Genomic DNA, 14,047 nt, shown 5'->3' on the forward strand with positions numbered 1-14,047 from the left:
CGGACCCCGGGCTTTAGTCTGCGGACCAGCCGCTGACCGCCTTGACCTCGACAAAGTCGTGGATCCCCCAGCTGCCGCCTTCACGCCCGTTGCCCGATTGCTTCATCCCCCCAAAGGGTGAGCCGGCTGCGCGGCTTTCACCGTTCATCTCGACCATGCCAGAGCGCAGAACCCGGGCCAGACGGTTGCGCCGGGCGCCATCTGAGGATTGCACATAGTTGGTAAGGCCATACGGCGTGTCGTTGGCCATCTCGACGGCCTGTTCTTCGGACTCGAACTTCATGATCGACAGAACCGGCCCAAAGATTTCCTCGCGCGCGATGGTCATGTCGGGCGTGACATCGGCAAAGACCGTTGGCCGGACATAGAAGCCTTTGTTCAGTCCGTCAGGCCGGCCGGGCCCGCCTGTCACCAGACGCGCGCCTTCGTCGATCCCCTTTTGAATGAGATCCTGGATCTTGCCCCATTGCACCGCGTTGACGACCGGTCCCATGTGGCGGCCTTCTTCGGATGCCGGCCCGACTGTGACCTTGGCAGCGACAGCCCCGGCTTCTTCGACCGCCGCATCATAGCGCGATGCCTCGACCATCATCCGGCTCGGCGCGTTGCACGACTGGCCCGTGTTGTTCATCATATGAAGGACGCCGCGTTTCACGGCCTTTTCATCGGCGTCGGCGAACACGAGGTTGGCGCCTTTGCCGCCCAGTTCCAGATGAACCCGCTTGAGCGTATCGGCCGCCGCCTTGGAGATCAGCTTGCCCGCGCGGGTCGAGCCTGTGAAGCTGACCATATCCACATCCGAATGGGCCGAAAGCTGGCTGCCGACGCCCACGCCATCACCATTGACCAGATTGAAGACCCCTGCGGGTATGTCCGCTGCATCCATGATCTCGGCAAAGATCATCGCATCCAGCGGGCTTTCCTCGGATGGTTTGAGAACCATGGTATTGCCTGCAACCAGCGCGGCGCCAACCTTGAGCGTGACCTGGTTCATCGGCCAGTTCCACGGCGTGATCAGCGCACAAACGCCCACGGCTTCGTGGATGATGCGGTCGCTCGGGGCGTGATCGCCCAGCGGCGCTTCCCATTCGAAGGCCTTCGCCGCGTTGATAAAGCCCTTGAGATGCCAAAGCCCGGCACCCACCTGTTGCGTCCGGGACATTTCGATCGGCGCACCCATTTCAAGGCTCATGGCGTCAGCCAGATCAGACATCCGTGCCTTGTAGGCTGTGTAGATGCGCTCAAGCGCGGCAATGCGATCTTCGGGCGGGGTTGCCATCCAGCCCGGCAGAGCGGCCTTGGCCGCGGCCACCGCGGCATCGGTGTCAGCCTGACCGCCCAGCGAAATCACCGCACAGGGTTCTTCTGTCGAAGGGTCAATCACTGCGTGATCAGAACCGGCAATCGGATCGGTCCAATGCCCATTGATATAAAACTGTTTGCGTTCGATCATCAGAGTTCCCTCTTGTTCAGGCATTGCGATGTGCTCGCGACACTCTGTCACTCTGCCCCCGCGCCCGCAAGATGGCCTTTAACTCGGCCTGTGCCGCGCTTACTTGAGTAGACAAGACCAACCCCCAAGGAGAGACCGATGGGCCTGCGTATCAATGATGAAATCCCGAACCTGACCGTAACCACGGATCACGGCGAACTGAGCCTGCATGACTGGATCGGTGACAGCTGGGCGATCCTGTTCTCGCACCCAAAGGATTACACACCTGTCTGCACGACGGAATTCGGCGCCGTGGCGCAACTGGCTGACGAATGGGAAAAGCGCGGCACCAAGGTGATGGGCATCTCAGTCGATGGCGTCGAAGAGCACAAAGGCTGGAAGGGTGACATCGAAAAAACTTCGGGAGCCAAGGCAGGTTTCCCGATTATCGCCGACGAAGACCTGACCGTGGCCAAAGCCTTTGACATGCTTCCAGCCGAGTATGTCTTGCCTGATGGCCGCACCCCGGCAGATTCCGCGACAGTCCGCGTCGTCTTTATAATTGGTCCGGACAAGAAATTGAAGCTGTCGATGACCTACCCCATGACGGTTGGCCGGAACTTTGCCGAAGTGCTGCGCGCGCTGGACGCGCTGCAAACCTCGGCCCGTGAAAACGTGGCTTTGCCCGCGAACTGGACCGTAGGACAGGACGTGATTGTACCGGTTGCCGTCTCGGACGAGGATGCAATCGCAAAATACGGCGCAATCGAAACAGTGCTGCCCTACCTGCGCAAAGCCAAACTGCCGACCTGACCCGGCAGAGCAGCGCAAGACGAATATTGGCGGGCGTCCCTCTTGGGGCGCCCGTTTCGTTTCCTATCAAACGCTTTTAGGCAAAACCGGTTTCCACCCTCGGTGCTTCTGCTCTAGCGTGGCGGCATGGTACAAGATCGCCCCCTTCTGGGCATCGCCCTGATGCTGGGCTTTTGCGTGCTGGCGCCTTTTGCCGATGCGCTGGCCAAATTACTTGGCCCATCGATGGGTGTCGGTCAGTTGGTCACGCTGCGGTTTGTATTTCAGGTGCTGATCCTCGTTCCCTTGGCCATGGCAACAGGGCGGGTAATGCGCCTGCGTGGGCCTGTCTTATGGCTGGTTGTTTTTCGCACGCTTTTGCACATCGCCGGGATCGGTACGATTTTCACCGCTCTTTTGTATCTGCCGCTCGCGGATGCGATTGCGATCGCCTATGTCATGCCCTTTATCATGCTGCTGCTTGGCCACTGGTTTCTGGGCGAGGAAGTTGGCTGGCGCCGCATTGGTGCCTGTGTCGTCGGCTTTGTCGGTACCCTGCTGGTGCTGCAACCTGCCTTTGCTGACGTTGGCTGGCCCGCCATCCTGCCCTTGATCGTTGCCTTTATCTTTGCGGCCTACATGCTGGTGACACGCAAGATCGCCCAAGCCACGGACCCGATAGGCGTGCAGGCATTGTCTGGCGTGATCGCCCTTGTGATCCTCGTACCGATCATGAGCATCGTACCACAAGGCACCCTGCCCGCGCTGGACTGGACGCCCCCTGATGCCAAAAGCTGGTGGCTGATCGCGACCATGGGTCTGTGTGGCACGGTCGGGCATCTGTTGATGAGCTGGTCGCTGCGCTACGCGCCGGCCAGCACATTGGCCCCGATGCAATATCTTGAAATCCCGATGGCCGCGCTGGTCGGATACATTCTCTTTTCCGACCTGCCCGGTCCGCTGGCCAGCCTCGGCATTGCCATTACCATGGCAGCCGGCGTCTATATCGTCATGCGCGAGCGGGCCACCGCGGGGCCTGATCCAGCCCGGACAGCAGCGCATCCAGACCGCTCTGCGGCAGAATAAGCACCATCTCGGGCGCTTCCATCGTCAGACTAACAGCATCCGTGACCTCGTTCGAGGTGCCCACCGTTCCCGAAGGGGCAAAGTCGATCCCGTCAATCGGCCAGCGCAGCCCAAGGCTTTGGCCGCGAACCGGGCCCATCGGAAAAAGGGACAGGCGTGTGCCCTTGGGCAGATCGAGATGCAGCTGTGGCGGACAGATCACGGCGATATCATCGCGGCCAATCAGAACACACAGACGATCAGCACGCCGCGCCAGAACGGTCAACGCGGCCAGTGTGTGGTCCAGTCGCTTGCCCAGAAATCCATGAGCCAACACCAGTGGCGACTCGATATGGCGCAAGGCCTTGTCGAAATCGGTACTGTCCTGTTCCGCGATCCGGCGCAGCACACCACCGGGCAATTGAGCCTGAAGATTCGGCGCAAGCGAATCCATGTCTCCGAACACCGCATGGGGGATCATGCCCAAACAAAGGACTATTTCGGCACCACCATCCGCGGCTACGATACAATCCGCGCGCTCAAGCGCCGATTTCAGCAGGTTTTCCTGACAATCTCCGCCGCCCACCAGAACAACTGGCCCAGAACTGTGAACAATCGTGGATTTCATGTCGAATTAATGGCCTTTTGCGAAACAGATCACAATCAAGTCACGAAATGATACCCTGCAGGGCACAGATTCGATCAGCTTTGGTCTTGGAGGTCATGGTAAACACCGTGTTGCGTTACGACAGAAAGTGAGCACCCGATGGCGAGTTCGAGCAAAATTCTTACAGTCTCCTATGGCACCTTCTCCTGCACGGTGGAAGGGTTCGAGGATCCGCTGGAGACCATGAAGGACACCACACATTTTTTCCGCCGTGTGGTCAGCGAAGACCGATTCTTTGGGGCGGAACCGCCTCAGTACGATCCGGAAATGGCCAGCGCGCTGCTGGCCCAGCAGATCGAAACCGAATCTGCAGAAGGCAAAATCACGCTGCGCCCCGCGCTTGGTGGCGCTGCCGCTGCTGCCTCGGCCGGTGCCCTCAGCGCAGCCCTCGCCGCCGGTCCGTCCCGCGCGCCTGCCGCTGAAGACCTGCCAGACGACGATACAATTGAGGCGGCCGCCATCGCCGCTGAACTGGTTGAGCAAGCAGATGATGCCGATCACGGCGAGACCGCTGCCTTTGACGACGCTGCCGTAGACGCAATTGAAACAGAAGACTTCGACCTTGGCTCTGTACTGGAAGCCGAGGATGAGCCCGTGGCCGAGGAAGCGCCTGCTCCGCTTTCCGCCACGCAGGAATCCATGGCTGAGAAGCTCAGCCGTATCCGCGCTGTCGTGTCCGACAATGCAGACGATCTGGACCCCGGTTCGGATGTTGCAGAAGACAGCGACCGCGAAGAGGAAGCCGAATTCGACGAAGGCGCGCTTTCGTCGATCCTCGGTGATCTCGAAAAGGATCAGGCCGAAGATGTGTTCGACACTGCCGAAGCTGAAGTTGCGGTCGAAGTGACAGAGGCCGAAGACACCAATATGTTCACAGATTCGGTTGCCGCCTTGATGGCTTCCGAAGATGAAGCGCTGGATGCCGAAGACGACTTGTCTGATCTCGACACCCTGTTCGACGACGAAGATGATTCCGAATTTGACGCTGGCGACGATCCGATGGTGTCCACAGCAACAGATACCTCGGAAGTCGATGCATCGGCAGAAGATGAATGGGACGCATTCTCTGACGCGGACTGGCAGGATGACGAAGAACTGACATCCGATGCCGAGGCCGTCGCTGACCCGAAACCTGAACCCGAAGTTGTGCCAGCCACAGTAAAAGGCCCGGTGCGCGCCCGCGTCATCAAGGTCAAACGGGCCGAGTTCGAAAAAGCGGTTGCCGAAGGCCAGCTTGAAGAAGTCGAAGATGAAGCGCCCGCTGCAAGCCAGGCCAGTGAGACCTCGCTGACCAACGAAGATGAGGCAGAACTTGCCCGTGAACTCGAAGCGGTCAAGGCTGAACTGGCCGGGGATTTTGGCGGCTGGGATGATGAAGCCGAAGAAGGCGACGCCTTTGCTGCAGCGCCTGAGGTCGAAGCACCCAGTGCAGAAGCCGCGTCTTCCGATTGGGATGACGACTGGGACGAGGACGATGAAGAAGATGATGCAATGGCCGAAGCCAGCGCGCCTCTTCGCCTCGACAATCCGGTAACGACAGACCGCGAATGGGACACTGATTTCGACGCACTGGATGCCAAGGCAGCCGCCGTCGAAGCGCTTCAGACCGACGCCGAAACGCTTGAGGATTCCGCATTGGAAAGCGCGCGCAAAGCGGTCAAGATGGCCAGCCCGGCACGCGCCATGCTGACCGAGCAAAACGTCGAAGACAACGATACCTCGCGGATTCTCGATCAGACCAACGAAGAACTGGACGAGCCAGAAGGCAACCGCCGCCGCAGCGCCATCGCACATCTGCGGGCCGCAGTCGCCGCGACCAAGGCTGACCGGCTGCTGGGACGCAAGCCCGACGCAGAACAACAGGCCGAGCCCTACCGCGAAGACCTTGCCAATGTCGTGCGGCCCCGCCGTCCGCAGGCAACCGGTGAACGCAGTGCCTCGGATGCGCGCCCTGCCCCTCTGAAACTGGTTGCCGAACAGCGTATCCCGGAACAGCCCGCAGAACCGGCCGCGCCTGTACGCCCACGCCGCGTCTCGCGCCGCATCGAGGCCGCTCCGGCCGCTGTTGAAGCGGCAGCGGCAAGTGGCGGTTTTTCGGACTACGCAGAAGGTGTTGGCGCCCGCGAGCTGCCAGAATTGCTGGAAGCGGCCGCTGCCTACATGTCCTTCGTGGAAGGCCGCGATCAATTCTCGCGCCCTCAGTTGATGACAATCCTGCGCCAGGCAGAAGGGGCAGAGAGCAGCCGCGAAGATCGCCTGCGCAGCTTTGGACAGTTGCTGCGCGAAGGTAAGATCGAAAAGACATCGGGCGGACGCTACACCGCATCCGACCGGATCAGCTTCAAGCCGCGCAAAGCAGGCTGAACACCTCCAAGACTGACAGACGAAAGGCGGGCTTTTGGCCCGCCTTTTTCGTTGTGCCTTCAAACACTGCCCGATGGGACGGTGGGTGGGGCGATCTGCGCAGCGCGCAGGAGCGCCATCCAACGGTCCCGTCAGTCCTCGGGCGGCGCGTCCGGATCAGCCTGACCAACCCCTTTGAAGACGAACTTGAACGGCAGAGCCCAAACGATGCCAAGAGCGACATAGACCAGAAATTCGAGCCAGATCGGTGGCCGGTCCAGCCAGTTCATCACTGTCACCGCCGCCATGATATAAAGCGGCAGTCCAACCAGAAGGATCAAAAGCGACAGCCGCCGCCGGGTTTTGTAACGCAATGCCATGCCTGCCAGTTAGTCCGCGAAGGGGTCGGTGACAAGGATGGTGTCATCCCGTTCCGGCGAGGTGGACAGCAAAGCCACCGGGCAGCCAATCAACTCCTCGACACGGCGCACGTATTTTACAGCATTTCCGGGCAACTCTGCCCAGCTGCGCGCACCTTCTGTGCTTTCGCTCCAGCCCGCCATCTCTTCGTAGATCGGCGTGCAACGAGCCTGCTCATCAGACGCGGTCGGCAGATAGTCCAGACGTTCGCCATCCAACTCATAGCCAACGCAGATTTTCAGCGTTTCAAAACCGTCCAGAACGTCCAGCTTGGTCAGCGAAATGCCATTCACACCGGATGTGGCGCAGGTCTGGCGGACCAGCGCGGCATCGAACCAGCCACAGCGGCGCTTGCGACCCGTGGTGGTGCCAAATTCATGTCCGCGCTCACCCAGACGCTGCCCATCGGCATCTTCCAACTCGGTCGGGAAAGGGCCTTCGCCGACGCGCGTAGTGTATGCTTTGACAATGCCCAGCACGTAGTCGACCGATCCCGGCCCCATTCCAACACCAGTCGCAGCCTGACCGGCAATGACGTTTGACGACGTGACAAAGGGATAGGTGCCAAAGTCGATGTCGAGCAGCGCGCCCTGCGCGCCTTCAAACAGGATGCGTTGCCCCTGCTTGCGGCGTTCGTTCAGAACTTTCCAAACCGGCGCGGCATAAGGCAGGATCTTGGGCGCGATCTCTCGCAGATTTGCCAGCAGTGCTTCGCGGTCAACCGGCTCGATTCCCAAACCTTTGCGCAGAGGATCGTGGTGCTGCAACGCGCGATCAACACGCGCAACCAAGGTCGCATCGTCCGCCAGATCTGCCACACGTACCGAACGCCGGCCAACTTTGTCCTCGTAGGCCGGGCCGATCCCGCGACCGGTTGTTCCGATCTTGGTGCCCTTGCTGGCCGCTTCTTCGCGCGCGCGATCCAATTCGCCGTGGATCGGCAGGATCAGCGGTGTGTTTTCCGCAACCATCAGCGTTTCCGGATTGATCTGAACGCCCTGCGCAGAAACCGTTTCGATCTCTTTCACAAGATGCCAGGGGTCCAGCACAACGCCGTTGCCGATCACCGAAAGCTTGCCGCTGCGCACAACACCTGACGGCAGCGCGTGCAGCTTGTAGACCTTGCCATCCACCACAAGCGTGTGGCCAGCATTGTGCCCGCCCTGGAAGCGGCAGATCACATCGGCGCGGCTGGACAGCCAGTCCACGATCTTGCCTTTGCCTTCATCGCCCCACTGAGCGCCCACGACGACCACATTTGCCATGCTGATAGCCTTTGTCTGAAAGTAAACCCGCGCCCGTATAGCGATGCCTGCGCCTGCGCGAAACTGCTAAATGACCGCAGGGCGCGGGAACCATGCTGGACAGGGGCGAATTTTGCAGGCAGCAAGGACGAAAGACCGGAGACGCAAGACATGAGTTTTTTACTGCGCTGGCTGTTTGCCTTCATCCTTCTCGCCGCAACATACAATCCGACTCGGTTCAATTTTGTTCGGTGGGCCACGGAGAATGCGGACACGCAATTGCCCCTGACCGTTCTGTTCGGTCTCGTTTTGCTGGTTGGTTACATCATCTATTTGCGTGCCACCCTGCGTTCGATCGGCGTTTTTGGCATGGCGCTGGTGCTTGCTCTGGTCGGCGCGATTCTCTGGGTTGCTTTTGACTTTGGCTGGCTCGATCTGAGCAACCCCAGACTGACCACCTGGATCGGTATCTTTGCGCTTTCGATCGTTTTGGGGATCGGCCTCAGCTGGTCCATCGTGCGGCGCAAGCTGTCCGGACAGGTCGATATGGACGACGTCGAGGAATAGCCGCAACCGTCTGGCCCGTCGCGTTTAGCCAGCGTCAATCCGAACCGGATCGCCATGGGGCGTGTTCAAATACGCGCGTTCCCACTGCGCCTTCAAACCCGCAAGCGCCTCAGCCTCGGCAAAGTTTTTGCGGGTGCAGATCCGTTCAAGCGCGTCGATCCACGCCAAAAAGTAGTCATCGCCACCGTCCAGCTCTTTGGTCAGCCCATGTTCTGCCAAGACAGCACCGAAGACCTCGGCCCAGTCCGGCCAGGCAAAAGCGCCTTTTTCGTTCAGATGAACGGCCAAGGCAAAGGCTTGCGCATGCCATGGTGCCTCAAAGACAGGCTGAGGGGCTTGGGTCATGATGCGGGCTCCAGATAGCTTTCCCACAAATCGCAGGTCACTTCGTCCCCGGCCCGCTCGGGCTGGCTCCACAGATCGGCAGCATCGAACACAACCGTGTAGAGCGGTTCAGGCTGTTCGCCAAACCCATGTGCATTGGCATCCGGCAAGACGTGACAGCCATGGCGCAAAATGACCGTACCAACGGCACCGGCCGCATAGCCGGGCAGCCGTGTGTGTCCGCCCGGAACCTGTGCATTTCCGGCAGGTTTGCGGGTTCGGACCCGCGCACCGGGCTGAAACCGTGGCTCCGGGCCTTCGCGCAGGCTGGGCCCACCCGAGGCCAGAACACCGGCCACGCGGTCTGCTGGCAGTCGGCGGGCGGACAGTGGCGACGGCTCAGGTGGCCCGCCAGCCAATTCATCCCGGCTGACAACACCATTCGCCACCAGCAGGTTGGCCAAACCGGCCATCCATTTTTCATAGTATGAAAACCGGGTGTAGTCCTTGGGGCTCAGTCTTTCGCGGGCATGCCGCGATGTATCGAGCGACCATTGACCCAGCGCACCGGCGGCAAGCGTGACGGCCAAAGCGCGAGCGTGCCAGTCCCTTTCAAACACTGGGCCATCTTCCGGGTCGGGTTTGACGCGACCATCGCCGTATCGTCCGCCCATATCATGCACACGGCTCATGGGGTATTCGCCAATCCGCAGCCAATCATACTATCGCGTGTGACCAGATCAGCCAGCGCTGCTTCATCAAGGCCATCGGTTCCTTCAGGTCTTTGCGGAACAACCAGATAGCGAATCTCGGCTGTGCTGTCCCAGACGCGCACGGCCTGCCCATCCGGCAACTGCACCCCGAAGTCAGCCAGAACCGCCCGCGGCTCTCGCACGACGCGGGCGCGGTATGCATCGGATTTGTACCAGCCCGGCGGAATGCCCAAGAGCGGCCAAGGATAGCACGAACACAAGGTACACACGACGATGTTGTGTTGCTCAGCCGTGTTTTCGACGGCGACCAGATGTTCACCCTGCCGGCCATAAAAGCCCAGATCCGCACACACCGAAGTGGCGTCATCAAGCAACCGCTCTTTGAATGCCGGATCAGACCATGCCTTGGCCACAACCTGCGCACCGTTTCTGGGCCCCACCTTGTGAGCGTAGGTTTCAATGATCTCATCCAGCGCGGCCGGATCAATCAACCCTTTGCGCGTCAGCAGGGTTTCCAGAGCCTTGACCCGCAGCGCCGGGTCTGGCGGCAGCAGGGCGTGATCATCGTCGTGGTCGTGGTGGTCATGTGGCATGCACAAAGGATGACGCCTGCCCGCTCATCGCGCAAGTCCCGGGTTGCACGCAAAGCCCGGTTCGCCTACATGAGCACGATACGAAACACGCGGTTCAACACGACAGGCGCTGCTCCATGGAAAATGTCCTACTGATCGTCCTTCTGCTTCTGGCGCTTGCGCTGATTGGCGTAGTGCTGCTTCAGCGCTCCGAAGGCGGCGGCCTTGGCATGGGCGGCGGTGGTGGCGGCGCCATGAGCGAACGCTCGGCGGCCACAGCCATGACCAAGCTTACATGGATCTTTGGCATCGCCTTCATGGCGGTTTCCCTGTCGCTGACAATCATTTCCGCGCGCAACGCCGAGGGCACCTCCGTGATGGATCGCATCGGCGGTGCCGCTGCGCCTGCAGCCGCGCAGGGTGATGGCGAGATCGACACCGACGCGCTTCTGCCTCCGCCGACAGCGGAAGAAGACGCCCCCTTGGTTCCGCGCGCAGACTAAACGCACCAACCCACACTACACTTAGACAATCGCCCGCCGGCCCCAACAGCATCTTGGGGGCCGACTGGACAAATCATTCCGAATCCACTACTGGTCAAATCCCGTGATGCTGTCGCCGAACTCAGGCGACGGGTGATCAGATTCGCAAGCTGACACAGCCGGAAACAACCGGCTGAAAACACGGGGACACTCAGCACTATGGCACGCTTTATCTTTATCACCGGTGGTGTGGTCTCGAGTCTGGGCAAAGGTCTCGCCTCTGCCGCGTTGGGTGCCCTGTTGCAGGCCCGTGGGTTTTCGGTACGCCTGCGAAAACTGGATCCCTATCTGAACGTCGACCCCGGCACGATGTCGCCCTTTGAACATGGCGAAGTCTTTGTGACCGATGATGGCGCCGAAACCGATCTCGATCTTGGCCACTACGAACGTTTTACCGGCGTGCCTGCACGGATGACCGATTCCATTTCTTCTGGCCGCATCTACACCAACGTGCTCGAGAAAGAGCGCCGCGGCGATTACCTGGGCAAAACCATTCAGGTGATCCCGCATGTCACCAATGAAATCAAAGACTTCATCTCGATCGGCGAGGATGAGGTCGACTTCATGCTTTGCGAAATCGGCGGCACTGTGGGCGACATCGAAGGCCTGCCCTTCTTTGAAGCGATCCGCCAATTCAGTCAGGACAAACCCCGTGGCCAATGCATTTTCATGCACCTGACACTGCTGCCTTGGATCAAGGCCTCGGGCGAGTTGAAAACCAAACCGACCCAGCATTCGGTCAAGGAATTGCGCTCGATCGGTCTGGCCCCTGATATCCTTGTCTGCCGGTCCGAAGGGCCGATTCCTGAAAAGGAACGTGAAAAGCTGGCGCTGTTCTGTAACGTGCGCCCCGATAGCGTGATCGCCGCGCAGGACCTCAGCACCATCTACGACGCCCCGCTGGCCTATCACCGCGAAGGCATGGATCAGGCCGTGCTCGACGCCTTTGGCATCACACCGGCACCAAAACCGAACCTGTCCAAGTGGGAAGACGTCAGCGACCGCGTCCACAACCCTGAGGGCGAAATCAACGTCGCCATTGTCGGCAAATACGTCCAGCTTGAGGATGCCTACAAATCCATCGCCGAGGCGCTGACACACGGCGGCATGGCCAACCGGGTCAAGGTCAACGTCGACTGGGTCGATGCCGAAATCTTTGAACGCGAAGACGCCGCCCCTCACCTTGAAAAATTCAACGCCATCCTCGTGCCCGGCGGCTTTGGCGAACGCGGCACCGAAGGCAAGATCAAGGCCGCGCAATACGCGCGTGAGAACAACATCCCCTACCTTGGCATCTGCCTTGGCATGCAAATGGCCGTGATCGAGGCCGCCCGCAACGTCGCAGGCGTGACCAAGGCCGGATCCGAAGAGTTTGACCACGAAGCCGGCGGCAAACGCTTTGAGCCGGTGGTCTATCACCTCAAGGAATGGGTGCAGGGCAACCAGAAAGTGTCGCGCAAGGTAACCGATGCCAAAGGAGGCACCATGCGCTTGGGCGCTTACGACGCCGTGCTGACCGAAGGGTCCAAGGTGGCCGAGGTCTATGGAACCACAGCCATCGACGAACGCCACCGCCACCGCTACGAGGTGGACATCAAATACCGCGAAGCCCTTGAGAAAGCCGGCCTGCGTTTTTCCGGCATGTCGCCCGACGGATCCCTGCCTGAAATCGTGGAATGGCCCGACCACCCGTGGTTCATCGGCGTGCAATTCCACCCAGAGCTGAAGTCAAAACCATTTGACCCGCACCCGTTGTTCAGAGACTTTGTACGGGCGGCGAAAGAGGTGTCGCGATTGGTATGATTTTGGAACGCCTTAACTAGGTCTTCTATGGTCGGAAGAATTACATGAAACGCAATACGCTCACGACCACCAGAAGCAAAAATCGACGCAATCTTCAGATCGGTTTTTATTGCCTGAATTTGGTAATCGTATGTTTCGTGTTCGCGGCACTAGGGCATGCGGAAACTTTGATAGATGACGGGTATGGCGGGATATTTTTCTTTGTCTTCTATTTTTCAATGGCCGGGGCTTTCATATTTTTCTTTGTTTTGGGCCTTTTTCCTCGATACAAGCGATGGCTCACTTCAAATGATCTGATTTCTCCAAGCCAGAGGCGTTGGCTCGACTTTATTCCAGACATAATCGATGATGAACAAGGCCAGTAGGCACTTACCATTGGTCTGTTGGTTGTAATTCGCCGGTGGCCAAGCCGCGTATCGACGGGCCGCGGTGCGGCGATCCTCAAGCCGTGATCTGGCAGTTTATCTCGGCCAAACCCGTGTGACCTCGAAGCCTCACGCGAAGATCAGCCAAATCGCCGTGCCATCTCGCCGGAGGCGAGCCAACCATAATCCGCGCAACTTTGGTGCGACGGGCGGCGCGTCATGCCAAAGGCATGCCTCCGGCATGACGCGCGGCGGCCTGTGGCCTTGTTTCCGCGCGGGCTCACGGTCACCCGTAGGGCGGAGTTTACCCCGCCGTCCCTCCCCACCACACCAAACACACCTCCCATGCATACTCTGTGCATGCATTGCCCCTGCCCCCTGCATCGCGTATCCCCACCCAATGCTGTCTTACCAACATAGCTACCACGCCGGAAATCTGGCCGATGTGCACAAACACGCGCTTTTGGCCACTGCGCTTGATTACCTGACGCAAAAAGACAAACCGCTCAGCTATATCGAAACCCATGCCGGGCGCGGGCTCTATGATCTGACGGCCCCCGAGGCTGTCAAAACCGGCGAGGCGGCGCAGGGTATTTCCAAGACACACCAATGGTTTGCCCCGGATCATCCCTACAGCCGTGCACGACAAGCCGTGCACGACAGGCACGGCGCACAGGCCTATCCCGGCTCGCCCTTGATCGCGCAGGCGCTTTTGCGCCCCACCGACAGCCTGCATCTGGCCGAACTGCATCCGGCCGAGTTTGCAGCGCTGAAATCCAATGCTTGGGCACGCAACACCAAGACATACAGGCAAGACGGCCTTGCCCTTGCACAAAGCCTTTGCCCGCCCACTCCGCGGCGTGGCTTGATGCTGATCGACCCAAGCTATGAGATCAAATCCGACTATAGCGATCTGCCCCGCCAGATCGCTCAGGTGCACCGCAAGTGGAACGTTGGCGTTATTGCGCTGTGGTATCCGATTCTGACAGACGGGCTACATATCAAGATGTTGAAAATGCTTGAGAACGACCACCCCGAGGCCCTGCGCAGCGAGGTCCGGTTCCCGCCGGCCCGTGACGGGCACCGCATGGTCGGCTCGGGGATGTTCATCCTCAATCCACCATGGGGATTGGGCGACGCGGCGGCGAAGCTGGTCAAGCAGTTCAAAAAGCTCTGAAACCGCGCCGCACGTCGGGGA

Annotated in this window: 15 protein-coding genes; 8 read left to right on the forward strand and 7 right to left on the reverse strand. The window is 59.8% G+C overall.

Going from position 1 to position 14,047, the window contains the following annotated elements; all coding sequences use genetic code 11:
* Positions 1–13 precede the first annotated feature (13 nt).
* Positions 14–1,453 (reverse strand): aldehyde dehydrogenase family protein, encoded by a 1,440-nt coding sequence (locus PFY00_RS11470; protein WP_271432689.1) that lies wholly within the window; start codon positions 1,451–1,453, stop codon positions 14–16.
* 138 nt (positions 1,454–1,591) lie between these two features.
* Here PFY00_RS11470 and PFY00_RS11475 point away from each other — a divergent pair, with 138 nt between their 5' ends.
* Together PFY00_RS11475 and PFY00_RS11480 are read left to right on the forward strand one after the other, a co-directional pair.
* A complete protein-coding gene (locus tag PFY00_RS11475) occupies positions 1,592–2,245 on the forward strand; it encodes a peroxiredoxin (protein ID WP_271432690.1) in 654 nt (217 codons plus the stop codon).
* A 126-nt stretch (positions 2,246–2,371) separates the two neighbouring features.
* Entirely contained in the window at positions 2,372–3,310 is a 939-nt protein-coding gene (locus PFY00_RS11480) for a DMT family transporter (RefSeq protein ID WP_271432691.1), read from the forward strand.
* On the opposite strand, the gene PFY00_RS11485 is transcribed toward PFY00_RS11480, so the two are convergent.
* Positions 3,234–3,917 (reverse strand): thiamine diphosphokinase, encoded by a 684-nt coding sequence (locus PFY00_RS11485; protein ID WP_271432692.1) that lies wholly within the window; start codon positions 3,915–3,917, stop codon positions 3,234–3,236. The two genes, PFY00_RS11480 and PFY00_RS11485, sit on opposite strands and share 77 nt — an antisense overlap.
* Before the next feature lie 138 nt (positions 3,918–4,055).
* On the opposite strand from PFY00_RS11485, the gene PFY00_RS11490 reads away from it, so the two are divergent.
* Positions 4,056–6,320: a hypothetical protein gene (locus PFY00_RS11490; RefSeq protein WP_271432693.1), complete on the forward strand. Its 2,265-nt coding sequence runs from the start codon at positions 4,056–4,058 to the stop codon at positions 6,318–6,320.
* Between the two features lie 131 nt (positions 6,321–6,451).
* Here the strand turns inward: PFY00_RS11490 and PFY00_RS11495 are convergent, their stop codons facing one another.
* Entirely contained in the window at positions 6,452–6,679 is a 228-nt protein-coding gene (locus tag PFY00_RS11495; RefSeq protein ID WP_271432694.1) for a DUF2842 domain-containing protein, read from the reverse strand.
* 9 nt (positions 6,680–6,688) lie between these two features.
* Positions 6,689–7,984: an adenylosuccinate synthase gene (locus tag PFY00_RS11500; RefSeq protein WP_271432695.1), complete on the reverse strand. Its 1,296-nt coding sequence runs from the start codon at positions 7,982–7,984 to the stop codon at positions 6,689–6,691.
* A gap of 150 nt (positions 7,985–8,134) precedes the next feature.
* Here PFY00_RS11500 and PFY00_RS11505 point away from each other — a divergent pair, with 150 nt between their 5' ends.
* Positions 8,135–8,530 (forward strand): DUF6524 family protein, encoded by a 396-nt coding sequence (locus PFY00_RS11505; RefSeq protein WP_271432696.1) that lies wholly within the window; start codon positions 8,135–8,137, stop codon positions 8,528–8,530.
* Between the two features lie 24 nt (positions 8,531–8,554).
* Here the strand turns inward: PFY00_RS11505 and PFY00_RS11510 are convergent, their stop codons facing one another.
* The 3 genes from PFY00_RS11510 to nthA are packed head-to-tail and all read right to left on the reverse strand — an operon-like array spanning position 8,555 to position 10,160.
* Positions 8,555–8,875, reverse strand: coding sequence for a nitrile hydratase accessory protein (locus tag PFY00_RS11510; RefSeq protein ID WP_271432697.1), 321 nt, complete (start codon positions 8,873–8,875; stop codon positions 8,555–8,557).
* Positions 8,872–9,546, reverse strand: a complete 675-nt coding sequence (gene nthB, locus PFY00_RS11515; protein ID WP_271432698.1) for a nitrile hydratase subunit beta — start codon at positions 9,544–9,546, stop codon at positions 8,872–8,874. The genes PFY00_RS11510 and nthB overlap by 4 nt, the downstream gene beginning before the upstream one ends.
* A complete protein-coding gene (gene nthA, locus PFY00_RS11520) occupies positions 9,543–10,160 on the reverse strand; it encodes a nitrile hydratase subunit alpha (protein ID WP_271432699.1) in 618 nt (205 codons plus the stop codon). Before nthA ends, nthB begins: the two co-directional genes overlap by 4 nt.
* A 116-nt stretch (positions 10,161–10,276) precedes the next feature.
* Between nthA and secG the strand changes: the two genes are divergently transcribed.
* The 4 genes from secG to PFY00_RS11540 all read left to right on the forward strand — a co-directional run bounded on the left by secG (position 10,277) and on the right by PFY00_RS11540 (position 14,026).
* Positions 10,277–10,642, forward strand: coding sequence for a preprotein translocase subunit SecG (gene secG / locus PFY00_RS11525; RefSeq protein WP_271432700.1), 366 nt, complete (start codon positions 10,277–10,279; stop codon positions 10,640–10,642).
* Positions 10,643–10,840: 198 nt separating this feature from the next.
* The gene (locus PFY00_RS11530; RefSeq protein WP_271432701.1) at positions 10,841–12,484 is read left to right on the forward strand and encodes a CTP synthase; all 1,644 of its coding nucleotides are present in this window, start codon (positions 10,841–10,843) and stop codon (positions 12,482–12,484) included.
* Positions 12,485–12,528: 44 nt separating this feature from the next.
* Positions 12,529–12,849: a UbiA prenyltransferase family protein gene (locus PFY00_RS11535; protein ID WP_271432702.1), complete on the forward strand. Its 321-nt coding sequence runs from the start codon at positions 12,529–12,531 to the stop codon at positions 12,847–12,849.
* 400 nt (positions 12,850–13,249) lie between these two features.
* Positions 13,250–14,026 carry a 23S rRNA (adenine(2030)-N(6))-methyltransferase RlmJ gene (locus tag PFY00_RS11540; RefSeq protein WP_271432703.1) on the forward strand — a complete coding sequence of 259 codons (777 nt, stop codon included), beginning with the start codon at positions 13,250–13,252 and terminating at the stop codon, positions 14,024–14,026.
* Positions 14,027–14,047 lie beyond the last annotated feature (21 nt).

The organism is Thalassococcus lentus (assembly GCF_028023555.1).
Lineage (GTDB): Bacteria > Pseudomonadota > Alphaproteobacteria > Rhodobacterales > Rhodobacteraceae > Thalassococcus_A > Thalassococcus_A lentus.